The sequence below is a fragment of the Microbacterium sp. ISL-59 genome, from assembly GCF_018613945.1.
Classification (GTDB): Bacteria; Actinomycetota; Actinomycetes; order Actinomycetales; family Microbacteriaceae; genus Microbacterium; species Microbacterium oxydans_B.
In genome coordinates this window covers 475,703-498,088 of the sequence record NZ_JAGGPG010000001.1, presented here as the reverse complement: position 1 = coordinate 498,088, position 22,386 = coordinate 475,703, and the positions used below count along the sequence as shown (strand labels likewise).

At 68.9% G+C, this 22,386-nt stretch carries 19 protein-coding genes; 12 read left to right on the top strand and 7 right to left on the bottom strand.

The features are described from left to right. The first annotated feature begins 11 nt into the window (after positions 1-11). The 3 genes from J7E45_RS02410 to J7E45_RS02400 all read left to right on the top strand — a co-directional run bounded on the left by J7E45_RS02410 (position 12) and on the right by J7E45_RS02400 (position 4,670). Positions 12-995 (top strand): aldo/keto reductase, encoded by a 984-nt coding sequence (locus tag J7E45_RS02410; protein ID WP_091033701.1) that lies wholly within the window; start codon positions 12-14, stop codon positions 993-995. A gap of 81 nt (positions 996-1,076) precedes the next feature. Beyond that, positions 1,077-1,874 (top strand): PP2C family serine/threonine-protein phosphatase, encoded by a 798-nt coding sequence (locus J7E45_RS02405; RefSeq protein WP_215066847.1) that lies wholly within the window; start codon positions 1,077-1,079, stop codon positions 1,872-1,874. A gap of 57 nt (positions 1,875-1,931) precedes the next feature. Then, the gene (locus J7E45_RS02400; protein WP_215066845.1) at positions 1,932-4,670 is read left to right on the top strand and encodes an FtsK/SpoIIIE domain-containing protein; all 2,739 of its coding nucleotides are present in this window, start codon (positions 1,932-1,934) and stop codon (positions 4,668-4,670) included. Between the two features lie 39 nt (positions 4,671-4,709). On the opposite strand, the gene J7E45_RS02395 is transcribed toward J7E45_RS02400, so the two are convergent. Further along, complete coding sequence (locus tag J7E45_RS02395) at positions 4,710-5,705, bottom strand: asparaginase (protein WP_091033694.1); 996 nt, start codon at positions 5,703-5,705, stop codon at positions 4,710-4,712. 67 nt (positions 5,706-5,772) lie between these two features. On the opposite strand from J7E45_RS02395, the gene J7E45_RS02390 reads away from it, so the two are divergent. Beyond that, the gene (locus J7E45_RS02390; protein ID WP_029261852.1) at positions 5,773-6,267 is read left to right on the top strand and encodes an OsmC family protein; all 495 of its coding nucleotides are present in this window, start codon (positions 5,773-5,775) and stop codon (positions 6,265-6,267) included. 18 nt (positions 6,268-6,285) lie between these two features. On the opposite strand, the gene J7E45_RS02385 is transcribed toward J7E45_RS02390, so the two are convergent. Then, entirely contained in the window at positions 6,286-7,086 is an 801-nt protein-coding gene (locus tag J7E45_RS02385) for a 1-acyl-sn-glycerol-3-phosphate acyltransferase (RefSeq protein ID WP_091033691.1), read from the bottom strand. A 123-nt stretch (positions 7,087-7,209) separates the two neighbouring features. On the opposite strand from J7E45_RS02385, the gene J7E45_RS02380 reads away from it, so the two are divergent. Together J7E45_RS02380 and dxr are read left to right on the top strand one after the other, a co-directional pair. Next, entirely contained in the window at positions 7,210-8,166 is a 957-nt protein-coding gene (locus J7E45_RS02380) for an FKBP-type peptidyl-prolyl cis-trans isomerase (RefSeq protein WP_215066843.1), read from the top strand. Between the two features lie 37 nt (positions 8,167-8,203). Next, entirely contained in the window at positions 8,204-9,286 is a 1,083-nt protein-coding gene (dxr, locus tag J7E45_RS02375) for a 1-deoxy-D-xylulose-5-phosphate reductoisomerase (protein WP_215066841.1), read from the top strand. Positions 9,287-9,326: 40 nt separating this feature from the next. On the opposite strand, the gene J7E45_RS02370 is transcribed toward dxr, so the two are convergent. The 3 genes from J7E45_RS02370 to J7E45_RS02360 form a co-directional block, all read right to left on the bottom strand. Further along, complete coding sequence (locus tag J7E45_RS02370; RefSeq protein WP_205828792.1) at positions 9,327-10,949, bottom strand: Mur ligase family protein; 1,623 nt, start codon at positions 10,947-10,949, stop codon at positions 9,327-9,329. 96 nt (positions 10,950-11,045) lie between these two features. After that, positions 11,046-11,723 carry a YcnI family protein gene (locus tag J7E45_RS02365; protein WP_215066839.1) on the bottom strand — a complete coding sequence of 226 codons (678 nt, stop codon included), beginning with the start codon at positions 11,721-11,723 and terminating at the stop codon, positions 11,046-11,048. Positions 11,724-11,832: 109 nt separating this feature from the next. Beyond that, complete coding sequence (locus tag J7E45_RS02360) at positions 11,833-12,417, bottom strand: hypothetical protein (RefSeq protein WP_215066837.1); 585 nt, start codon at positions 12,415-12,417, stop codon at positions 11,833-11,835. Positions 12,418-12,482: 65 nt separating this feature from the next. Here J7E45_RS02360 and J7E45_RS02355 point away from each other — a divergent pair, with 65 nt between their 5' ends. From J7E45_RS02355 to J7E45_RS02340, 4 genes are all read left to right on the top strand, one after another. Further along, positions 12,483-13,796, top strand: coding sequence for an RIP metalloprotease (locus J7E45_RS02355; protein WP_215066835.1), 1,314 nt, complete (start codon positions 12,483-12,485; stop codon positions 13,794-13,796). A gap of 72 nt (positions 13,797-13,868) precedes the next feature. Beyond that, positions 13,869-14,453, top strand: coding sequence for a GNAT family N-acetyltransferase (locus J7E45_RS02350; RefSeq protein ID WP_167633195.1), 585 nt, complete (start codon positions 13,869-13,871; stop codon positions 14,451-14,453). Between the two features lie 81 nt (positions 14,454-14,534). After that, entirely contained in the window at positions 14,535-14,828 is a 294-nt protein-coding gene (locus J7E45_RS02345) for a hypothetical protein (RefSeq protein WP_029263682.1), read from the top strand. Between the two features lie 6 nt (positions 14,829-14,834). Continuing rightward, a complete protein-coding gene (locus J7E45_RS02340; RefSeq protein WP_215066833.1) occupies positions 14,835-17,570 on the top strand; it encodes a DUF4135 domain-containing protein in 2,736 nt (911 codons plus the stop codon). Between the two features lie 4 nt (positions 17,571-17,574). On the opposite strand, the gene J7E45_RS02335 is transcribed toward J7E45_RS02340, so the two are convergent. Both J7E45_RS02335 and J7E45_RS02330 read right to left on the bottom strand, forming a co-directional pair. Beyond that, positions 17,575-19,458, bottom strand: a complete 1,884-nt coding sequence (locus tag J7E45_RS02335; RefSeq protein WP_215066831.1) for a chorismate-binding protein — start codon at positions 19,456-19,458, stop codon at positions 17,575-17,577. Positions 19,459-19,629: 171 nt separating this feature from the next. Next, positions 19,630-20,256: a pyroglutamyl-peptidase I gene (locus J7E45_RS02330; RefSeq protein ID WP_215066829.1), complete on the bottom strand. Its 627-nt coding sequence runs from the start codon at positions 20,254-20,256 to the stop codon at positions 19,630-19,632. Between the two features lie 60 nt (positions 20,257-20,316). On the opposite strand from J7E45_RS02330, the gene ispG reads away from it, so the two are divergent. Together ispG and J7E45_RS02320 are read left to right on the top strand one after the other, a co-directional pair. Continuing rightward, on the top strand, positions 20,317-21,468 hold the full coding sequence (gene ispG / locus J7E45_RS02325; RefSeq protein ID WP_215066828.1) for a flavodoxin-dependent (E)-4-hydroxy-3-methylbut-2-enyl-diphosphate synthase: 1,152 nt from the start codon (positions 20,317-20,319) through the stop codon (positions 21,466-21,468). 15 nt (positions 21,469-21,483) lie between these two features. Then, positions 21,484-22,353 carry a hypothetical protein gene (locus J7E45_RS02320; RefSeq protein ID WP_215066826.1) on the top strand — a complete coding sequence of 290 codons (870 nt, stop codon included), beginning with the start codon at positions 21,484-21,486 and terminating at the stop codon, positions 22,351-22,353. Positions 22,354-22,386 lie beyond the last annotated feature (33 nt).

The window sequence follows — 22,386 nt, the reverse complement described above, 5'->3', positions numbered from 1 at the left end:
ACGTGGAGGACATGGTCTTGTCTCAGCGCCGGGTCGGCGCTTCCGGTCTGCTCGTGTCAACCACCGGCCTCGGCTGCAACAACTTCGGTCGCGCGGGGACGGTGACCGAGACTCTCTCCGGAACGCGCGAGGTGATCGATGCGGCACTCGCGAACGGCATCACCTTCTTCGATACCGCCGACATGTACGGTGCGGTCGCCGGTGCGAGTGAGACGCTGATGGGTGAAGCCCTCGAGGGTCGCCGAGATCGCGTGGTGCTGGCCACGAAGTTCGGGCAGGAGCGCGACATGGGGTACGAGTTCCCCGCGGCACGTGGTTCCCGCCGCTACGTCCGGCGGGCGGTGGAGGAGTCGCTGCGACGCCTGCGCACCGACTGGATCGACCTGTACCAGCTGCATCTGCCTGACCCGGAGACGCCGATCGCCGAGACGACGGACGCCCTCGATGAACTCGTGCGCGAAGGAAAGATCCGCTACTACGGGCACTCGAACTTCACCGGATGGCAGATCGCCGAGGCGGAGTTCACGACCCGTGCGAGGTCTTCCGGCCGATTCATCTCTGCACAGAACCACTATTCCCTGCTCGCGCGCGCGGCCGAACGCGAGGTGCTGCCGGCCGTGGAGAGATACGAATTGGGTTTCTTCCCGTACTTCCCGCTGCACAACGGACTCCTCACCGGCAAGTTCACGCGTGAGGGGGGACCGGCCTCGAGCCGCATCATGTCGGCACGTCGCCATGTCTGGGAGAACGCGCCCTGGGATGCTATCGACGCGTTCCGCGGCTTCTGCGACGAGCGGGGCATCACGATGCTGGAGGCCTCCTTCGGCTGGCTCCTCTCGCGGCCGGCCGTCTCCAGTGTCATCGCCGGCGCGACGTCACGGGAGCAGGTCGAAGCGAACGCGGCGGCGGGCGATTCCTGGCGCCCGAGCGCCGAAGAGGAGAAGATCATCGACGACTTGTTCCCTCTGCCGGCCGACCCGGGCGCCCGAGTGTGATCGCGGTGCGGGGGAGTTCTACTACGATGTGTGAGTATCCTGCGGACGCCCGACCCGTCGCAGATCCATCGGAGGCAGCACGTGGCTGAGACGAAGACGCATCGCGTCACGGTTGCGCAGCGCCCATTGCTGCTGTCCTGGGCAGGGGTCACCGATCTCGGTCGTCGTCGGGAGACGAATCAGGATGCGTTCCTCGCCGAGTTCCCCCTGTTCGTCGTCGCAGACGGCATGGGCGGTCACGCCGGTGGAGAGATCGCGAGCCGCAGCACCGTCGAGCGACTCCAGGCCGTGGTCTCCGCGGGCGATGTCAACGGTCCTGCGATCGAGAAGGCGCTCGAACGGGCGGTGGGCGACATCGCCGACCACCCTGAGACGACCGACGAGGGCACCGGTACCACTCTCACCGGCGTCTTCTTCGCGAGCACGGGCGATCACGCCCAGTGGGTGGCTCTGAACATCGGGGATTCCCGCGTCTACCTTCTTCGCGATGACCGTCTCGTCCAGGTCACGACAGATCATTCCGTCGTGCAGGAGCTGATCACCGCGGGCAAGCTGAGCCCGGAAGAGGCCGAGGGGCACCCGTACAGCAACGTGATCACGAGGGCGGTGGGTGCGAGTGAACTCACGGCCCCGGACTACGTGACGATCGACGTACGCGCCGGCGACCGGTTCGTCATCTGCTCCGACGGGCTCACCAAGGAGCTCACCGATTACGGGATCCAGCACTTTCTCCGGGAGCACCGCGATCCGGGCCAGAGCGTGGATGCGATGCTCGCCGCCGCCTTGGAGAACGGCGGGCGTGACAACGTGACGCTCATCATCGTGCAGGTCGACGAAGAGGGCGACTCGTCCTCCCCAATCGAAGACACGACGGAGTAGCCGCTCGGCGCTGTGGACAGCGCCGTTCCCTCGAGAGGCATGCGATCCACTGGACGCATGGAAACCCTCCCGCTCGTGCTCCCTTCGGCGCCCGTACCCTCGCGCCGTGCCCCACTGCCTTTCATGGCGGCGATCGTGCCGATAGCCGCAGGGGTGGTGCTGTGGCTGGTCACCGGATCCGTGTTCGCACTGTGCTTCGCGGCGCTGGGACCGTTGATGATCGTGGCATCGCTCGCTGACGCGGCTCGCAACCGCCGACGCGAACGTCGGCGGGGCGCTGCACAGTCCGAGCAGGACTGGGCGGCGGCCGAGGCCGAGCTCGCACTCCGCCACCAGGAGGAGCGTGAGGCGCGGTGGCTGCGTCACCCAGATACCGCGGCGAGTCTCCTGCAGCCACCTCTCCGCGGCGTGGAGCCGCCGGATGGGGCGACCTCCCTCGTGGTGGGTGCCGGGAGTGCGCCGAGCGGAATCCGATGCAGCGGTGGCGAAGACGGTCGTGGTCGCGAGTTCCGCGAACGTTGTGGAGTGGTCGACGACGCCCCGATCGTCGTGCCGCTGGGCGGAGGAGTGTGTCTGCGCGGTGCGCGGCCGGTGATCCTCGCTGCGGCGCGCGCGCTCCTGCTGCAACTGAGTCTCCGCTTCAGCGCGGCGCAGCTGTCGCTCGTGGGCGCTGAACTCCGCGAGTGCGGGCTGAACGCGCTGCCGCATGCGCGGCGCGCGCGCAGGGGTGGCTTCCGGGTCGGGGTCGGCTCGGGCGAAGCGAACCGGATCGACGCGGATGCCTTGATCTGGCTGGCGTCGGCCGACGCCGAGGTTCCGGAAGGAATCACGACGGTGATCGACATCATCGAGCCAGGGTGTGCCCGGCTGCGCACCCCTCAGGGCACCGCCGTCGTCGCGGTCGAGTGCGTCTCCCTTGCACAAGCGGGGATCATCGCTCGCGAGCATGCGACGACGGGAGGCGAGATCGACGTGCTTCCGGACTCCGTGGCTCTGCACGACCTGGAGCAGCCGCAGCCCGGCAGCGGGCTGGCCGCCGCGATCGGTCGGAACGAGCGCGGACAGACGATCGTCGACATCGTCGAAGACGGTCCTCACGCCCTCGTGACCGGAACGACGGGCACCGGCAAGAGTGAGCTTCTGGTCAGTTGGGTCACGGCCATCGCCGCGGCCAACGGGCCGGACCGAGTGACATTCGTGCTTGCCGACTTCAAAGGGGGGACCGCATTCGAGCCGTTGCGCGGGCTGCGCCAGGTCGCAGCGGTGATCACGGATCTCGATGAGGACGGTGCTCGGAGAGGCGTTTCCAGTCTCACAGCCGAGCTTCGCCGTCGGGAGGGCGTTCTCGCCGACGCCGGCGCCAGAGACGTGCGAGAGGTCGGGATGCCGCGCTTGGTCATCGTCGTCGATGAGTTCGCGGCTCTGCTGGCGGAGCATCCCGATCTGGGGGCTGTCTTCACGGACGTCGCCGCACGGGGTCGTGCGCTGGGCATGCACCTCATCCTCGGCACACAGCGTGCTGCCGGTGTCGTGAGGGATGCGCTGGCGGCCAACTGTCCGCTCCGCGTCAGTCTGCGGGTCGGAGATGCTGCCGACAGCAGGCTCATGATCGGGACGGACGCCGCGGCGGAACTCCCCGGCGGAGCGGAGTCGCGGGGCCTCGCTCTCGTGCGCCGTCCGGCCGATCCCGAGCCGTCGGCGATCCGGATCGCGCTGACGAGTCCCGCGGATCTGCGAGCCGTCGGGCTGCGGTGGGCGGCGGCCGACCCGCCCCGCAGCCCGTGGCTCGCTGCTCTTCCCGCACGGATCCCGCTCACGGACCTCGTCGATTCTGGCGTGCCGGGTCCGGATGTCATCGTGCTCGGGCGTGCCGATGACCCCGCCCGCCAAGCTCAGCCACTCGAGCTGTTGCGCTGCGGACAGGATCGCGGAATCGTGCTGCTGGGCGCGCCGGGGTCAGGTCGCTCCACAGCGTTGCGTGCGCTGGCCGTACAGCGCCCTGATGCGTCGTGGGTGCCGAACGACCCCGAGGCGGCCTGGGACCTCCTCACCGCGTGGGTGTTGGGGAGTGAACGGATGCCGTCGCTCGTCCTCGGCGACGACGTCGACGGGGTCCTCTCGGCACTGCCACCCGAGTATGGTCAGCAATACGCGCAACGGTGGGAGCACCTTCTCCGTGCCCGTGCGGAGACGACCTTCGTGCTGGCGGTGAGCAGAGCGGCGGGACCGCTGGGACGCATGATCGACGCTCTGCCGCGACGGGCGCTGCTTCGGCAGCCGAGCAGAGTGGAACATCTCGCGGCCGGGGGAGAGGCCTCGTCCTTCATCCGCGACCGTTCCCCGGGGCGTGCCCACATCGGCGACCGCGAGGTGCAGCTGGCATGGGTCCCGGAAGGCGCGGGGGTTCCCCCTGCTCCCGTCACACCTCCGGACTGGGCGCCGTCGTGCGCGATCACCGCCGTCGTGACCGCCGGAGCTGCCTCGATCTCGGCGATGCTGCGTCAGGCGCATCCGGAGTCCGAGGTGATCGATGCCGGCGCGGAGCCGACGCAGCGCGACCGTCCCTGCCTCGTCGTGGGGGACGCGGAGGTGTGGCAGCGCAACTGGTCGTTATGGCAGCGCATCCGAGGGGAGGGGGAAGTGCTGATCCGTGCCGAGCAGCAGTCCGATCTCCGACAGCTTGCTGGCGTGCGGGAACTCCCGCCGTATGCGCGCACCCACGCCGGTCGGGCCTGGTCCCTGCGCGGTGCCGAAGCGCCGCGTCGCGTCGTCCTTCCGGAACTGTCTCCGCGATGAGCAGTGAGTATCGCGGCTCGGCTCGGGCGGACGGACGTGTTAAATACCCGCGCCGGGACGGATCGCACCGACGATCGAGCCGCCGCCCGAAACGGTGAGGGGAAGCGCCTCCGCCAGCATGGCGACCTCGGCGCTGCTCAGGCCCCCTGCGCGCTCGAGGAGCGTCGCTGCCACGATCGTCGAAGCGCGCGTCGCGCCGTCCAGCATCTTCAGCGCGACGGTCGTGCCGTTCGGGGCGACCATCACCATGACGCCCTCGGCTCCGTGTTTGGTGAAGACTCCGAGCTTCTCGATCGCGATCGTGTCGGGGCGGCCGGGCCCTTCGATCGTCCAGGGACTCTCCCGTACCGCTCGCACCAGCGAACCGGCGACGCGATGAAGGGCGAAGGGCGAGCGGTCGGAGGCGGTGCCGATGCGGTGGATGCCTCGCGCGAGGGCGGTGAGGGTCATCGCGTGGACAGGGGCTCCGCACCCGTCGATCGCCGTGTGGGCGACCTTCTCGCCCGTGAGACGCTCGACGACATCGCGAATGTGCACCTGCAGCGGATGTGACGGGTCGAGGTAGCCGGCGGTCGGCCAACCCGTCGCCACGCACGCACGCAGCATCGCAGCATGCTTTCCGGAGCAGTTCATCCGCACGCGCGTCGGCTCACCGTGCTCGCGGACGAGGTCATCGCGCGTCGCCGAATCAGTCGGCCAGGACGCCGGGCACGCCAGGTCGTCCTCGGTCAGCCCCCCTTCGGTGAGGATGTCGCGAACGACGGAGGCGTGCCGGTCCGTACCGACATGGCTCGCCGTGGAGATCGCGAGCTGTTCGCCCTCGAGCACCGCACCTGCCGTGATGCAGGCCACCGCCTGCAGGGGCTTGAGGCTCGAGCGGGGCAGGATCAACGCGTCGGGGTTGCCGTGGCGGGCGACGATGTCACCATCGGACGAGAGCACGATCGCTGCGCCGGCGTGACGCGATTCGACGAATCCACTCCGTTCGACGACGGCGAGTTCCACGGAATCCTGAACGGTGAGAGTCTCCAGCACCCGTCAACTCTAGCGCCGGGCACGCCATCGCTCACCTCGGGTCGGTGGCCCCTGGCAGACTGAAGACATGGCAGAGTCGACCCCCCGCGCCCTCGGCGAACATCACTACGCGCTCACCTCGGTCTGGACCGGAAACACCGGCACCGGGACCTCGGGCTACCGGGACTACCGCCGCGAAGTCACCATCGAAGTCGACGGCAAGCCGGAGCTGCTCGCATCGGCGGACAAGCCGTTCCGCGGCGATCCCTCGCGATGGAATCCGGAAGATCTCCTGCTCGCCTCGCTCTCGGAGTGCCACCTGCTCTCGTACCTGCACGCGTGCGTGACGGCCGGCGTGGTCGTCGTCTCCTACCGCGACGACGCGAGCGGGATGATGCGCGAAGACGGCAAGGGCGGTGGGGCGTTCGTCGAGGTGATGCTGCGGCCCGAGGTCGTCGTCGCGGACGCATCGATGATCGAGGCGGCCGAGCGCGCCCACGCGCAGGCGAACGAATGGTGCTTCATCGCGAACTCGATGAACTTCCCGGTGCGCCACGAGGCGACCGTCCGCGCCGTCGAGTGAGTCAGCGCGGCACGGGCGTCAACGGCGCTCGTGCGGCAGGGCCTGCTTGATCTTCTCGATCGTGCCCTGCGCAGGAGCCTCGTTGTAGGCTCCGGCGAGTTCCTGACCGGACAGACCGTGGATGGCTGCCATGATCTCGTCGGTCGCCAGGCGACGCGCACGCCCGCTGGTCGCAGGTCCGTGCGGCGACAGATCCAGCGGTGCGCCGAACCGGACCGTGATGCGCTCCTTGAGCGTCGGCACCTTCGCCCCGACCGGCATCACCTTGTCCGTCCCGATCAGCCCGACCGGCACGACGGGGGCGCCCGTCTGGAGGGCGAGGAACGCGACCCCGGTACGCCCCTTGTAGAGGCGGCCATCGGTGGAGCGCGTGCCCTCCGGGTAGAGCGCGACGGCGAGTCCCTCGTCGAGGAGCTGACGCTGCAGTTCGAGAGCATCCAGAGCCGCTTGGCCGGCACCGCGGCGCACAGGGATGGCACCGATCGACTCGAAGAAGGTCTTGCTCATCCAGCCCTGGAAGCCGGTGCCTTCGAAGTAGGTCGACTTCGCGAGGAAGTGCACGGGCCGGGGTGCGGCGACCGGGATCGCGATCGAGTCGATGAATGACAGGTGGTTGCTGGCGAAGATGACGGGCCCGGTCAGCGGAACGTTCTCGCGGCCCTCGATCTTCGGCCGGTACACGAGCCGCGCCAGCGGCGTGATGAGACTGCGTCCGAGTGTGTAGGCGAACCCGGCGTGACGGGGCTTGGCAGTCTCATCTGACGACGAGGATTCCTCTTCTGACGAGGATTCGGGCTCGACGGACTGCTCAGAGGTCATCAGAGCAGGTTACTCCCGGATCCATGCCGGCGTGGGAATGAAGGGTCGCGCCGTGCCTCCCAGCGGGGGCAAAGGGCTATACGGCAGGATGGAGGTTCCCACCCGCGATCCCGAGGTCTCACTGTGCGCAAGCGTCCGCTCATCGTTCTGTCCACCGTCGCCGCGGCGACTCTGCTGCTGGCAGGCTGCTCCGGCAGTTCCGCGCCGTCGAGCTCCGGTACGCCGAGCCCGACCGCGTCGAGTGCGTGCGCGCTGGACGCGCAGCCGGGGAAGACCTCCGATGCCGTGGTCGTCGAGGGCAAGGGAGCGGACACGAAGGTCACGGTCCCGGCCGATGCCGCGTTCGAGGGAGTCGAACGGACGGTCGTCTCCGCCGGCGATGGTGACGATGTCTTCGTCAACGACCTGGTCTCGGTCGAGTACCAGATCGTCGATGCGACGACGAACAAGGTGCTGGACTCGTCCGCCCGTGGTGAGGGGGGCGTGCTGCCTGTTCTTCTCGACACCAATCAGTCCTCGCTCTTCGTCGCCGCGCTCGAGTGCGAGCCGGTCGGCTCGCGCATAGTGCTCGCCCTTCCCGGCAGCGCTCTCGGCGAGGGCGCGAGCAGCGTGGTCGTGTACGCCGAGGCCGTCGAGCAGCTCCCCGAGGTGGCGACCGGCAAGGACGTCGACCCGACCCCGGGCATGCCGACCGTCAAGCTCGATGACAACGGCAAGCCCTCCGTCAAGATCCCCGACGGAGATGCACCGACCGAGACGAAGGTCGCCGTCCTCAAGCAGGGCGACGGACCCACGGTCGGCTCCGGCGACCTCGTGGTCGTGCAGTACCTGGGCGTCAAGTGGTCGGACGGCAAGGAGTTCGACTCCAGCTGGAGCCGCGACGCCGCGCCGACTCAGTTCCAGACCACGGGTGTGGTCGCGGGCTTCCAGAAGGCGCTCGAGGGACAGAAGGTCGGCTCTCAGGTCGTCGTCGTGATGCCGCCGTCGGATGGTTACGGGGCAACCGAGGGACACGAGCTCCAGAAGGAGAGCCTCGTCTTCGTCGTCGACATCCTCGCCACCACCCCGGTCCAGCAGTAGCAGCGGCGGCGTCGAGGGCGTGTCCTAGGCTGGCGTCATGCGTCGCATCATCGTCCTCGGCTCCACCGGCTCCATCGGCACCCAGGCGTTGGATGTCATCCGCGCCAATCCCCGTCGGTTCGAACTGGTCGGCCTCGCCGCCGGCTCGAACGCCGAGATGCTGGGTGAGCAGGCCGCGCAGTTCCAGGTCGAGGACACGGCGCTCGGTGCGGACGAGGCCGAGCAGCTCGTCCGCGATGTCGAGGCCGATGTCGTGCTCAACGCCATCACCGGCTCGATCGGACTCGGCTCGACTCTCGCGGCGCTGAAGGCAGGCCGCACGCTGGCCCTGGCGAACAAGGAGTCGTTGATCGTCGGCGGGGGCCTGGTTCTCGCCGCCGCCGCGCCCGGACAGATCGTCCCGGTGGACTCCGAGCACTCGGCGCTGGCGCAGGCCCTGCTCGCCGGCACTCACGCCGAGGTGCGCCGGCTCGTCGTGACGGCATCCGGCGGTCCGTTCCGTGGTCGCACGCGTGCAGAACTGTCCGATGTGACCCCCGCGGAGGCCCTCGCGCACCCGACATGGGACATGGGCCGTATGGTCACGACGAATTCGGCCACTCTCGTGAACAAAGGGCTCGAAGTCATCGAGGCGCACCTCTTGTTCGATGTCGCCTACGACGACATCGAGGTGGTCGTGCATCCGCAGTCCATCGTGCACTCGATGGTCGAGTTCATCGACGGCTCCACGATCGCCCAGGCCTCTCCGCCCGACATGCGACTCCCGATCTCGCTCGGTCTGGACTGGCCGCACCGCGTCGGAGGCGTCGGACGACCGCTCGACTGGACCACGGCGTCGTCCTGGACCTTCGAGCCGCTCGACGGCGAGGCCTTCCCCTCGGTCGCACTCGCGAAGGCCGTCGGTCGTGCGGGCGGCACTTTCCCCGCTGTCTACAACGCGGCGAACGAGCAGGCTGTCGACGCCTTCCACGAGGGTCGACTGTCGTTCCTCGGCATCGTCGACACGATCGCGCGCGTCGTCGACGCCCATGACGCACCCGACGCGCTCACCGTCGAGACCCTAGCCGCGGCCGAGTCCTGGGCGCGCACGACCGCAGATCGGATGATCGCGGCGAGCTGAGACGACGCCGGAGCGGCGTCTGCCGCCCCAGCCGACCGGGTCAGTCTTCGTCGGGGTACGGGACGGGCCAGCGGGGTTCGGGAACCGGCCAGCCTGCGGCGCGGAGAGCTCTGCGTGCCAGCTCGCGCGCCGAGTACGGCGTGCGCACCCCGCGGATGTCGCGGTAGTCCTGGTGGCCCGGGCCTGCCCAGAGGATGGCGTCGCCGTCGCCCACGAGTCCGACCGCGGTGATGATGGCGTTCTCGGGCGGCGAGGCCTCGTGGATCTCGGCATCCGGTCTCGCCGTGCGCGCGCCTTCGATGAGGGTCGCGCGGATGGAGGCCGGATCCTCGAAGCGCGGGTGATGGTCGGTGACGACGAGGATGTCGCTGCCCTCGACCGCGGTGCGCGCCATGTCGAACCGCTTGCTCGCGTCGCGGTCGCCGTCGGCGCCGAAGAGCATCAGCACCTTGCCCGGTGTCACGCGGCGCACAGCGGCGAGCGTCTTCTCGAACGCGTCGGGGGAGTGGCCGAAATCGACGAACACCGCAGGCCCGCGTTCCCCGGACACCAGCTGGGTACGGCCGGGGAGATAGGCGCGGATGCCTTCATCGCGGGCGAGAGCATCGACGATGCGCTGCCAGTCGTAGCCGCCCTCGAGGAGCATCACGATCGCGAGCGCGGCGTTCGCGGCCATGTGCGGGCCGATCACCGGAACCGTGGTCGTGAGGGAGCCTGCGGGGCCGGTCATCGTGAAAGTCGTGCCCGCCGCACGCTCGTCGTCGATGACGACGACCCAGTCCGCGGCGGCCGCCGCCTCGGGGTCGGCGGCGATCGAGGGCGTCCCCACCGTCACGACGGGGATCTCGGAGCGGTCGACCACGATCGCGCCGGACGGCGAGTCGAGGCAGATGACGCCGCGCTTGGCGCGGTCCGGCCGGAAGAGCGGGAGCTTCGCCTCGAAGTACTCCTCCATGTCGGCGTAGTCGTCGAGGTGATCGTGGCTGAGGTTGGTGAAGCCGGCGACGTCGAATCGGATCCCGTCGACCCGGTGGCGTGACAGAGCCTGAGCGCTGACCTCGACCGCGACGGCTTCGACCTCGCGCTCGCGCATCAGGGCCAGGAGCGCGTGCATCTCGGAGGCCTCGGGGGTCGTCAGCCGCGAGACGATGACTTCGCCGGCGATGTGACGTTCGGCGGTCGACGAGAGCCCGGTGACGACACCGATCTGGTCGAGGATGCCCTCGAGCAGGTGGGAGACGCTGGTCTTCCCGTTCGTTCCCGTCGTGGCGAAGAGTAGGGGAAGCGGATCATCCGCCCCTGTGCCGTACACCCAGGCGCTCAGGTCGCCGAGCACCGCTCTCGGGTCGTCGACCACGAGGATCGGCAGCCCCGCGGATCCGGCGATCGCAGCGCCGGGCTCGTCCGTGATGACGGCGACGGCGCCCTTCTCGGCCGCGGCGACGGCGAAATCCGCACCGTGCCTGTTGACGCCCAGGATCGCGACGAAGGCCTCGCCCGGACGAAGGTCCGCAGTGGCGAGTGTGATGCCGGAGAGGGCGATCCCGTCGATGTCGCCGCGCACACTGCGGGCGAAACGGGAAGCGAGTTCGGACAGCTCACGCCGGGGCGGGTTCGCGGGGCGGAGCACGGGAGGCAGGCTCGGTTGTTGTTCAATCGACATGTCGGATCCATGATCTCATGACGGCACGGTGAACACCTCTCCGCGGCACGACTCCTCGTGCGCCCGGGTGAGCGGGGCACGAGGAGTCGGACGGCGTCAGGCGCGGCGGCGGTAGGCGAGGACGGCGACGATCAGCGCGGCGATCCCGGCGACGAGTCCGCCGGCTCCGAGCGCGATCCCCAGCGGATCGGTCGTCGTCGTCGCCGCTGCCTCGTCGGTGGATCCGGCGGAGCCATGATCACCGTGCCCGTCGGTCGCGGCGTCGGTGACGGAGACCACCGGTGCCGGGGCGTCCAGGCTGTGCGGGTCCTCACCCTTCTCGGCGAGCTGGGTCCACTCGGTCGCGCCGTCGACGCACTCCTGCACGACGGGGAAGGCCAGCGTCTCCGGGGTGCTCTCGTCGAGCCCGACGGACATGCTCACCGCCCCGCGGAGATCGTTCGGTACGGGCGTCAGCGCGGTGTAGGTGACTGCGCTCACGAGGCCGTCGTCACCGCGCTCGACCGCGATGTTCCAGTCGCCGTCCATCGTCGGCGCCACGGAGGCGAGTCCGTCCGGCATCGTGATGCGGAGGGCCGTGGTGGGGGAGTTGTCGCATCCGTGCGAGAACGAGAAGGTGAGTACGCCATGGTCTCCGGCGGCGAGTTCATCGGGGCTGACGCCGACGTGCGCGCCCGCCATCGTCGGGGCGGCGAGGGCGAGGACGGCGCCACCGAGGATGCCGGCGGTGGCGAGGGCTGCGCGGTGGGTGCGGGTACGGGTGGTACGGGACATGAAGAATCTCCTGGTGCTCGAAAAAGCGGGCGCGCGACGACGGCGCACCCGGCGAGGGGGTTGTTCCGCCAGGACGGCGGCCGACTCCGGTGCGACGGATCCGTGTGGATCAGTCGCGGAAGAGCGCAGGAGGCCCGCGTCGGGGCACAGCAGCCGCGACGGCGGCATTGAAGGAAGGCAGGAGAGTGGAGCGCAGGCGGGGCGGTCGGCGGTGTTGTGCGGGCGCAGTTGCGGCGGCACGCCGGAACATCGCCTCGACCCACCGCACGATGCTCCCCAGGAGTGTCTCGCCGTGCCAGACCAGCACAGTGGTGAGCACGGCGGCGGCGAAGTGCGCGAGCAGCATCGTCGCGCTGAGGGACGTCTGCGAGGTCGCGGGCCCGAGCAGATCGAGATTCAGGTGGTGGGCGTGGCCGACGCCGCCGAGCGTGTCGGCGCCGGTCGGCGATCCCAGCGCCTGGAACAGCACATGAAACGCGGCCTGCGCGACGAAGACGGCGGATGCCACGCGACCGCGTGACTGTCTGGTCCCCACGAGCAGGGCCGAGAACGGTGTGAGCAGGGTCGCGACCGCGAGGATCAGCAGCGGATGCGGTGCGGCACCGCCGCCGAACGTGTGCGAGAGCGCGGCGAGCAGTGTCGCGACGGATGAGACGGCGGCGGCGCGTACGAGTCGCAGCTGCCGGGCATTCACGGTTCCACCCTAGCCGCGCCCGCGTCGTCGGGCGGATTCCTAGCTGGGGGCAGTAGCGTTGGCACGTGGAATTCCTGCTCTATCTGGGCGGCATCCTCTTCATGCTGATCGGCCTCGGCCTTTCGATCGGTCTGCACGAGGTCGGCCATCTCGTCCCCGCGAAGCTCTTCGGCGTGCGCGTCGGCCAGTACATGATCGGTTTCGGACCGCGTCTGTGGTCGAAGCGCATCGGCGAGACCGAGTACGGATTCAAGATGCTGCCGCTGGGTGGCTTCATCTCGATGTCCGGGATGTACCCGCCCTCGAAGAGCTCGGGCCCCGCATCCGGTCTCTTCCGGTCGCTCATCCAGGACGCCCGATCCGCCAACGACGAGACCATCGCCGACGGCGCGGAGGATCGCGTCTTCTACCGCCTGCCGGTGTGGAAGCGAGTGATCGTGATGCTCGGCGGGCCGGTGATGAACCTGCTGCTCGCGACCGTGATCTTCACGATCCTGCTTTCCGGGATCGGCCTCCAGCAGGGCACCACGACGATATCCGCGGTGAGTGAGTGCGTGGTGCCTTCCGCGTCCACGGCCACCGAGTGCTCGCCTGACGACCCTGAGTCTCCGGCTGCCGAGGCCGGAGTGCAGCCCGGCGACGTGATCCTCTCCGTCGACGGACAGCCGGTGTCGACGTTCGCCGATGCGACCGCCATCATTCAGGCCTCGCCGGGCGAAGTGCTGGATGTCGTCGTGCGCCGTGACGGCTCCGACGAGTCGCTGAGCCTGACTCCCATCGCCGCCGAACGCACGATCACGGACGCCAGCGGCCGGCCGCTGCAGGACGAGAACGGCGACCCGGTGGTGAAGGAGGTCGGCTACGCGGGGATGTACTCCCAGATGGGCTATATCCAGCAGCCGCTCTCGGCCGGACCGGAGATGGCGGTCGATTCCGCCGGACGCGTGGCGACCATGATCCTCAACCTCCCGGCGCGCCTGTGGGACATCGGCGCATCGGTGTTCGCGGGCGCGGACCGTGACCCGAACGGTCCGCTGAGCGTCGTGGGCGTCGGCCGACTCGCCGGAGAGGTCGCCTCCGTGGATGCGCCCGTCCTGGATCGATGGGCGGGTCTCCTGAGCCTGATGGGCATGCTCAACATCGCGCTGTTCGTCTTCAACCTGATACCGCTGCTTCCCCTCGACGGCGGCCACATCGTCGTCGCGCTCTGGGACGGCATCCGCAGGATTTGGGCGAAGATCTTCCGTCGACCGCCTCCGGCGCCGGTGGACGCCACGAGCCTCGTGCCTCTCACGGTGGTCGTCTCGGTGGTGCTCATCGCGATGGGTGCGCTCCTCCTGATCGCCGACATCGTGAAGCCGGTGTCCCTGTTCCAGTAGCCGGTCGCCGTGATCGGCGTCATGGGTGGCAGAGTGAAGCGTGGATCGACCGAACGCTCCCCGGAGGCACCCATGCACGGATACTCACTGCGACCATACGACCCCCAGTCCGAGGCGGAGATGGCGGAGCGTCTTCGTGACCCCGAGGCCTGGCAGCCGAACAACTGGTTCGGCTTCGGATACACCCAGGTGCCGCCGTTCGGGCCGCAGAGCCCGGGGCTGGGGATGATCACGCCGGACGGCGGTCGGATGCGTCTGGTGCGTGATCGCGCGACGATCGGCCAGGTGAGTTGGTTTCCCGGGTACGACTACGGTGGCTCTCCTCGTCATCGGGGCTGGGGGATCGGTCTCCTCGTGCTTCCGGAGCACCGCCGCACGCGCGCGGCGTCGAGTGGTCTGGTGCTGCTCATCGACTACCTGTTCTCGACGACCGCCACCCACCGGATCGAGGCGGCGACGGCGGCGACAGCAGCACCGAAGAACCCCTCGGCCCGTCCTGGCGGTATGTCGCGGGAGGGAATCGCGAGAAGCGCGCAGTGGCGCGACGGGCGCTGGAACGACGTGGTGATCTACGCCATCCTCCGCGAGGAGTGGGAGGCCGGCCGCGCCACGCAGACGAAGCGGGACGAGACCGCCGAGGGCAGCGCGCTTCGTTGACTCTCGGCGGGTGCCTGCGTACCGTGGCAGGGAAGAGCGGCGCAGTTGCCGCACAGTCAGTCGAAACGAAGGAGAGACGAAATGACGAGTATCGCTGATCTCAGGATCGCTGTTCGCGAAGCGTCGGACTCCGCAGCCTCGAACGACATCTCGTCGGGGCGGGAGACGATCGACGAGGCCATCTTCCGCAGTTTGGTCGGCCGTGACACCGAGGCGATCGACACGACCGTGTCCGCCACCGAGACCAACAACCCCCAGATGTGCACGACGATCATGGGGCCCACCTGCCAGAACAACACGGTGTGCAATTGCGCCGTCGGTCCGACATTCGCAGCGGAACCCGCTGCCCCGGTGACGTTCGGCTGGCGCGCCTAGCACCGGATGCCAGGCCCAACCCCCGCGGCGTGGGTCGAGGACATCGGGGACTCGGAACGCCATAACTGGCCCGTCCTGCTGATCTGGTCGCAGGTGAGCGACCTGTGCGAGGAGCTGTCCGAGCTCGAGCGCACATGTGACGTCCTTGCGGAGGGCGCATTGGTGGGCGCGTTCGCGAGCTCGTTCGTTTCGCAGGCGACGACGCTTCTCTCGCTGGCTGCGCAGGATGAGTACGAGCGGGTGAGTGGACGTTCCATCCCTGACGACGGCCGAGAGATGTGGAACGAGTTCGACGAGTCCGGGCACCGCTGGGCGGAGTTGATGGATCTCGGCGATCTCGTTCCGAGAGCGGAGCGGCTCGGAACCGTCTTCCGCCGCGCTGCGCGCCTGTTCGTCGACGATCTCCGTGCCGAACTCGCGTCGGGAACCTGGGCAGCGGAGTTGCTCGCTTCCGTGAGCCACCTGAAGGTCCTCGGAGACGTGCATCCGCGCGGAGCGGTCCTCGGCATCTATGCCGAGGGACGCCCGGTGCTGGTGTACAAGCCGCGCTCGCTCGCACCGGATGTGCTCATCGACGAGATCCTCGGCATCCTGGAGCTGCCCGATCCGCCGAGGATCCCGCGGACTCTCGATCGCGGGACGCACGGCTGGCAGGAGTACATCGTCTTCGAGAACGTGGAGACAGACCGGGAGCGTGCCGTCTACTACCGACGATTCGGTGCACTGATCGCGGTCGCGAGCGCCCTCGGCATGCAGGACCTCCACTACGAGAACGTGAAGTGCGCGCGGGGTGCGCCGTACGTCATCGACGCGGAGTGCGCGTTCGGTTCCGGGCTGTCCTCCTCGTCGCCGGCCGACGACGGGTACTTCGCCCGAAACGCCCCCAGCCTCCTCACGACGCTCCTCGTCCCCAACTGGGGCAAACGCTTCGAGGATGCCGATCCGTACGACGCGAGTGCCCTCGGTGCGTTCGCCGACCCTGCGCGGCAGGCGCAGGTGCGGAGGATCACGCGCCGAGACGGAGTGCTGCGCACATCGTACGAGCGGCTGCTCGAGCCTCAGGTGTTCGGGAGTCAGCCCCACATCGGCTCGACCCGCGCCCCGTTCGCCGATCATGTCGCCGATCTCGAGGAGGGCTTCGGCGACGCATCGGCTCGCCTGAGCGATCCGGAGGTGCAGGAGCGCATCATCACCGCCGTCGCACGCCGGGACGACCTGAGGTGCCGGATCCTCACGCGCTCCACGGCGTCGTTCGTCAGTCTGCTCCAGGTGAAGGCGCCGCACGGCGAGCGGACGGCCGGGGCCTCGCCTTCGAGCGCAGAGGTCGCGTGGATCCTGCAGGAAGAGGCACGGCAGCTCGATGACGGCTGCGTGCCCGTGTTCGAAGTCGATGTCGGGCGAGGTCGCCTCGAGTCGGGCACGGGGAACGCCCTGGAGACCGGACGCGACGTACTCGGCCTGTGGACCGAGCGCTTCCTCGCCCTCACGGACCGGGGCGCGGTGCCCGGTCAGGCCCACCTGCTGCGACGGAGTCTCGAGCTGGGCCTCGAGGATCCGGATTGGACGGTGGCCTCGACACCCCGGACCGTGCCACAGGACGTGCGACGGATGCCGAGCCCGGTTCCGATGATCGAGCAGATCGTCGACCGGCTCCGTGCGACCGCGCAGCGGACGGGCGATCATGTGTGGTGGGTCTCGTCGATTCAGCACTCTCCGAGTCGCCACGAGATCTTCGTGACGCGGAACGGCGTCTACGACGGACTGGCGGGGATCGTCCTCGCCGCCGGCGCTGCGGGTCTGGAGAGCCATCGGGCCGATGAGCTCTATCGTCTGACGAGCGCCTCGCTGCTGCGCGCGCTGGAGAGATTCGTCGAGAGCCGGGCACGATCGACGGATGAAGTGCTCTCGCTCGGACTGGGCGAGGGCCCACTCGGCGCGGCGCTCGCGTTGGGGGAGGCCGCCCGACTGCGCGACGACGCGGAGACGCTCGATCGGCTGGGCGTCGTGTCTGCGGCACTGGACGGCCTGTCTCCGAGCATGGCTTCCCCCGATCATCTCAACGGCGCCGCCGGTGTGGTGCTCGCTGCAGAGCGTCTCGGGGCGATTCGCGGCGCAGCTCCGTTGTCGCGACTCGGCTCGGCGGCTCGCGACCGGCTGGTCGAGATCGTCGCCACGACGCTGAGGAAGGGGCGTGCCGAGCCGGGCCTCGCCCACGGGCTGTCCGGGATCGTGCTCGCTCTTGCCGCTGAGGGCGACGATCCCGACGTGCGTGCGTTCGTGAGCGAGTGCTTCGACCTCGAGCAGACGCTCCTCGCAAAGGCGGAAGCTGCCGGGGACAGGGAGCAGGCGCAGAAGGCACTCTCCGGTTCATGGTGCTGGGGAGCGACCGGCCAGATCGAGTCACGGTTGCAGGTGGGGCATGAGTCGGGCATCGATGAACTGCGCGAGAGGATGGTGGGTTCTCCTCTCACGGGGACGTCTCTCTGTCACGGCAGCCTCGGCCGTGCGATCGTTCAGCAGTCAGCGCCGTACATCGACCGGTGGGGACGCCGTGATGCCGATCGAACGCGTCGTGAGGCGCTCGAGATGCTCATCCGCGATCCGCTCGGTGAGGTCGCCGAACCGGCGTACGCGAGCAGGGTCGGGCTGTTCACCGGGCTGTCCGGCAAGCTTCTCTATCTCGCGGCGCACCGCGACCGAGCCAGTGTGCGGCTGGCCTCCCTGTGCTACGAGCTCGGCTGACCGCTCAGGCGAAAGCGTGCGACACGAGGCGCTCGAGCGTGCGGATGCCGTCGCGCGAGAGGATCGACTCGAGATGTCCCTGTACGGATGCGAAGTGGGCACCGCGCAGAGCGAACACGTCGCCGGAGGCGGCGTCGGCCGAGACCTCCGCCGGCCCGACCGTCGTCGTCTCGGGGAGGACGCGTGCGGTGAACGTGTTGTAGAAGCCGATCGAGGCATTCTCCTCGAACACCGGGACGGACTTCTGCAGACCCTGATGCGGGGCGTCGAGCGGGGTCAGCGCCACACCGAGTCGGTGGGCGAGGATCTGGTGGCTGAGGCACACCGCCAGCAGCGGGGCTCCTGCATCGAGGCGACGGGCGACCACGTCGCGCATCCTGGCGATCCGGCGGTTCTGCAGATCCCGGGGATCCCCGGGGCCCGGGCCCGCGACGACGAGGTCGGCGGCATCGAGGTCGGCATCCTGCACCTCGCTCCATCCGGCGATGGTCACGGTGAGACCGAGGTGACGGAGCTGATGGGCGAGCATGGTCGTGAACCGGTCTTCCGCGTCCACGACCAGTGCGGTGCGTCCGACGAACGGGCCGGTGAACTCCTCGCCCTGCGGGTTCAGCCAGAATTCGGCGAGGCGCGCATTGCGTGAAGAGAGCAGCGCGGCGACCTGGGGATCATCGGCGAGAGCACGCTCCTCGGCCGGTGCATCGGCATCGCTGCGCGCCTCGGCCACGCGGTCCCGGTCGATGGCACCGATCGCACCCAGCACCCCTGCGGCCTTTCCATGGGTCTCGGAGACCTCTCCCTGCGGATCGGAGTGACGAACCAGGGTGGCACCGACGGGCACACTGAGCGCGCCGTCCTGCAGGTACACGGTGCGGATCAGGATCGGCGCATCGAGGTCGTGTCCGCCGTCCGCGTTCGGGGTGAACAGTGCGGCGACGCCCGAGTAGTATCCGCGAGGCTTCCGTTCGTGACGTCGGATCACGGCGCAGGCGTTCTGCATCGGGGACCCGGTCACGGTCGGTGCGAACATCGTCTCGCGCAGGATGTCGCGCGGGTCCAGGGTGCTGCGTCCGCGCAGCATGTACTCGGTGTGCGTGAGTCGCGACATCTCCTTCAGGTGCGGACCGGTGATCCGTCCACCGTCGGAGCACACGGCACTCATCATCTTCAGCTCTTCATCCACGACCATGAACAGCTCCTCGGTCTCCTTGGTGGAGGCGAGGAAGTCGATCAGGGTCTCTTTGGTGGCCCCGCCTGCGGGGTGACGGAACGTCCCGGAGATCGGATTCATCGTGACGACGCCCTCGCGGGCGACGACATGCGCCTCGGGGCTCGCGCCGACGGCGATGTGGCCGGGGGTGAAGACGGCGAACGTCCAGTACGCGCCGCGTTCGTGCGTGAGCAGGGCGCGGAACCAGGTCAGCGCCGCCGTCCGGTCGTCCATGTCGATGTCCGCGGTGAAGTCGCGCCGGATGACGAAGTTCGCGCCCTCGCCGCGACCGATCTCCTCCGCGATGACCTTCTCGACGATCGCCGCATACTCCGCATCCGCGATGTCGAACCCGTCGTCGTGCAGGGGGACGGGATCCGACGGGAGCGCCGCGAGCAGCTCCGAGGTCGGCAGGTGGAGATGCTCGTCGACGATGACGCATCGCAGCGGAGCGCCGTCGTCCTGGGCGACGAATCCGCGTTCGCGCACCTGACGATAGGGGACCATCGCGAAGATCTCGCGGGGGCCGCCGTCGATCGTGAGCGGGATGTCGGCGAGAAGCTCGACATCCACCACATCGCCGCTGAGCAGTTCGACGGTGTCGGCGCCGTCGCGGGCGATCAGGACGAAGGATGCCGCCGGGTCGGCGTTGAGCTCGGCGAGTCGTGAGAGGGTCATCGATGTCTCCTGTGCAAGGCTCCGGCTCGGCGCAACGAAAAAACCGCCCGGGAGGCGGTCTGGATTCGTGGGAACGCGAACACACCGCCTAGAAGGCGGGCCACCAGGTGAAGTTCGCGAGCATGGGGCCGAAACTACCACATCGCCGGTGCCGGCTTCGGCGCGATGACGTCACCAGATGCTTCCGCCGGGCTCCCCGACCTCAGCGTCGAGGGCATGGTCCACGACCAGGCGCACCGCACGTGCCAACTCCTCATCGGCAAGATGCGGGGCACCCGCCGGGACGGTGCCTGTCGACCACGGAAGATGTACGAATCCTGTCACCGTGCCGTCCGGGACGGCCCCCAGCGCGGTGTAGAGCACGTGATTGCACACGTAGGAACCCGCCGACAGCGAGAGCTGTGCCGGCAGCCCGTGTGTGGTCAGGACCCGGACCAGGTGCTTGACCGGAAGCGTCGCGAAGCGGGCGGCGGGACCATCGGGTTCGCAGGGCGCATCGAGGGGCTGGGCGCCGTCGTTGTCGGGGATGCGCGCGTCCATCAGGTTCACGCCGATGCGCTCCACCGCGATCTGCGGACGTCCGCCGGCGAGCCCGGTGGCGATGACGGCGTCGGGGGAGTGCCGGTCGATCAGCGCGCGGAGGCGTCGCGCGGAGGATTCGAACGCGACCGGCAGTGTCGCGACGATGAGCTCGTGCGGACCGTCGTAGTCGGCGGCGACGGTGTTCACTGCATCGGCCGAGGGGTTGCGCGCCGCGCCGTCGAAGGGCTCGAAGCCCGTGAGAAGAACGACCGCCATCCCTCCAGCGTAGGTGCGTCCGTCCAGCCCTCTTGCATCCTGGCGGCGTAGGCTTGGGGGGTGCCAGCAGTGAACCTCGGAATGCCGAAGATCCCCGAAGTCCTCGCCCCGCGCCGGAAATCTCGGCAGATCAAAGTGGGCAAGGTGCTCGTGGGCGGCAACGCTCCCGTCAGCGTGCAGTCGATGACGACCACGAAGACGACCGACATCAACGGGACGCTGCAGCAGATCGCCGAGCTCACGGCGTCCGGCTGCGAGATCGTGCGTGTCGCCGTGCCGCACCAGGACGACGCGGACGCCCTGAAGATCATCGCGATGAAGAGCCAGATCCCGGTGATCGCCGACATCCACTTCCAGCCGCGCTACATCTACTCCGCGATCGACGCCGGGTGCGGCGCCGTTCGCGTCAACCCGGGGAACATCCGCGAGTTCGACGGGAATGTCGGCAAGATCGCCGAAGCCGCGAAGGCGGCCGGCGTCTCGCTGCGCATCGGTGTGAACGCCGGATCGCTGGATCGTCGGATCCTCGCCAAGCACGGCAAGGCGACCGCCGAAGCGCTGGTGGAGAGCGCCGTCTGGGAGGCGTCGCTGTTCGAGGAGCACGACTTCCACGACTTCAAGATCTCGGTCAAGCACAACGACCCGATCGTGATGGTGAAGGCTTACCGTCAGCTCGCCGAGCGGGGCGACTGGCCGCTGCATCTCGGTGTGACCGAGGCGGGCCCCGCCTTCCAGGGCACGATCAAGAGCGCGACGGCGTTCGGCATCCTGCTCGGCGAGGGCATCGGCGACACCATCCGCGTGTCCCTCTCTGCTCCGCCCGCCGAAGAGGTCAAGGTCGGGCACCAGATCCTGCAGTCGCTCAACCTGCGAGAGCGCAAGCTCGAGATCGTGTCGTGCCCGTCATGCGGTCGCGCCCAGGTCGACGTGTACACGCTCGCGGAAGACGTCACCGAGGGGCTCAAGGACATGACCGTGCCGCTGCGCGTCGCCGTCATGGGATGCGTCGTCAACGGTCCCGGAGAAGCTCGCGAGGCCGACCTCGGCGTGGCGTCCGGCAACGGCAAGGGGCAGATCTTCGTCAAGGGCGAGGTCATCAAGACCGTGCCGGAAGCGGAGATCGTCGCGACCCTGATCGAAGAGGCGAACCGGATCGCCGCCGAGATGGGCCCGGAAGCACCCCTCGGCACCGCTCAGGTCGTCGCGGTCTGACCGCGGAGGAAAGCCATGTCGACGCCTACCATCGTGTCCTTCGCCGGCGGCGCCATCACCGGGGACGGTACGGTCACCCGGGTCGAGAGCGGCACTGACGGGACGGTCGTCGTCGTCGTCGACGCGACGCCGTTCCATCCTGTCGACCACACCTGGCCCGACCAGCCAGGTGATACCGGCACCCTCTCCTCAGACGACGTGACGATACCGGTCACCGAGGCGCTGATGGCTGCGGTCTCCGACGAGGGCGAGTTCGCCGTCGGAGGCGACATCCCCGTCAAGCGCGGTGCTGAGGGGTGGGCCTGGCTCGTGGCGCACCGGATCGACGGCGCGGCTCCCGCATGGCTGACCGACGGCTCGCGCGTGCGGCTGACCGTCGACGCCGCGCGACGCGCAGGCCTCAGCCGCGGTCACACAGCCTGCCACCTCGCCTCTCTTGCTCTGGATCTCGCTGTCGCCGACCTGTGGCGAAAGGATCCGGGTGAGGACGCGCTCGGGAATCCCGACTTCGAGGGGCGCGCCAATCAGTCCAGTCGCATCCACGAGGACGGGGCGGTGGATGAGTACCGTCTCGGCAAGAGCCTTCGCCGGGCCGGCTTCGACACCGAGACCTTCGCCGCGACCCTCGCCGATCGCGAGCAGCGGATCAACGCTCAGCTCGCCGCGTGGATCGCCGCAGGGGCCACCAGTCGGGTCGAGACGGAGGGGCCGACGATCGTCGATCGGCGTCGATGGCACTGCGCGCTCCCGGAAGGTGAGGCCGTGATCCTGTGCGGCGGCACCCATGTGCGGGCGCTGTCCGAGTTCTCCTCGATCTCGGTGTCGCTCGATCTGACCGACCCCCAGCTGCTCGTGATGACGACGACGGCGACGGCCGCCGTCTGACATCAGCGCACGAACTCGGTCGGCACCCGAACA

What these genes read in the sequence shown, in the direction of transcription:
- J7E45_RS02365 (WP_215066839.1), bottom strand. Translation starts at nt 11,723, where the DNA reads ATGTCCCGTACCACCCGTACCCGCACCCACCGCGCAGCCCTCGCCACC.
- J7E45_RS02335 (WP_215066831.1), bottom strand. Translation starts at nt 19,458, where the DNA reads ATGACCCTCTCACGACTCGCCGAGCTCAACGCCGACCCGGCGGCATCC.
- J7E45_RS02370 (WP_205828792.1), bottom strand. Translation starts at nt 10,949, where the DNA reads ATGTCGATTGAACAACAACCGAGCCTGCCTCCCGTGCTCCGCCCCGCG.
- dxr (WP_215066841.1), top strand. Translation starts at nt 8,204, where the DNA reads ATGCGTCGCATCATCGTCCTCGGCTCCACCGGCTCCATCGGCACCCAG.
- J7E45_RS02400 (WP_215066845.1), top strand. Translation starts at nt 1,932, where the DNA reads ATGGAAACCCTCCCGCTCGTGCTCCCTTCGGCGCCCGTACCCTCGCGC.
- J7E45_RS02390 (WP_029261852.1), top strand. Translation starts at nt 5,773, where the DNA reads ATGGCAGAGTCGACCCCCCGCGCCCTCGGCGAACATCACTACGCGCTC.
- J7E45_RS02340 (WP_215066833.1), top strand. Translation starts at nt 14,835, where the DNA reads ATGCCAGGCCCAACCCCCGCGGCGTGGGTCGAGGACATCGGGGACTCG.
- J7E45_RS02330 (WP_215066829.1), bottom strand. Translation starts at nt 20,256, where the DNA reads ATGGCGGTCGTTCTTCTCACGGGCTTCGAGCCCTTCGACGGCGCGGCG.
- J7E45_RS02410 (WP_091033701.1), top strand. Translation starts at nt 12, where the DNA reads ATGGTCTTGTCTCAGCGCCGGGTCGGCGCTTCCGGTCTGCTCGTGTCA.
- J7E45_RS02345 (WP_029263682.1), top strand. Translation starts at nt 14,535, where the DNA reads ATGACGAGTATCGCTGATCTCAGGATCGCTGTTCGCGAAGCGTCGGAC.
- J7E45_RS02350 (WP_167633195.1), top strand. Translation starts at nt 13,869, where the DNA reads ATGCACGGATACTCACTGCGACCATACGACCCCCAGTCCGAGGCGGAG.
- J7E45_RS02385 (WP_091033691.1), bottom strand. Translation starts at nt 7,086, where the DNA reads ATGACCTCTGAGCAGTCCGTCGAGCCCGAATCCTCGTCAGAAGAGGAA.
- J7E45_RS02320 (WP_215066826.1), top strand. Translation starts at nt 21,484, where the DNA reads ATGTCGACGCCTACCATCGTGTCCTTCGCCGGCGGCGCCATCACCGGG.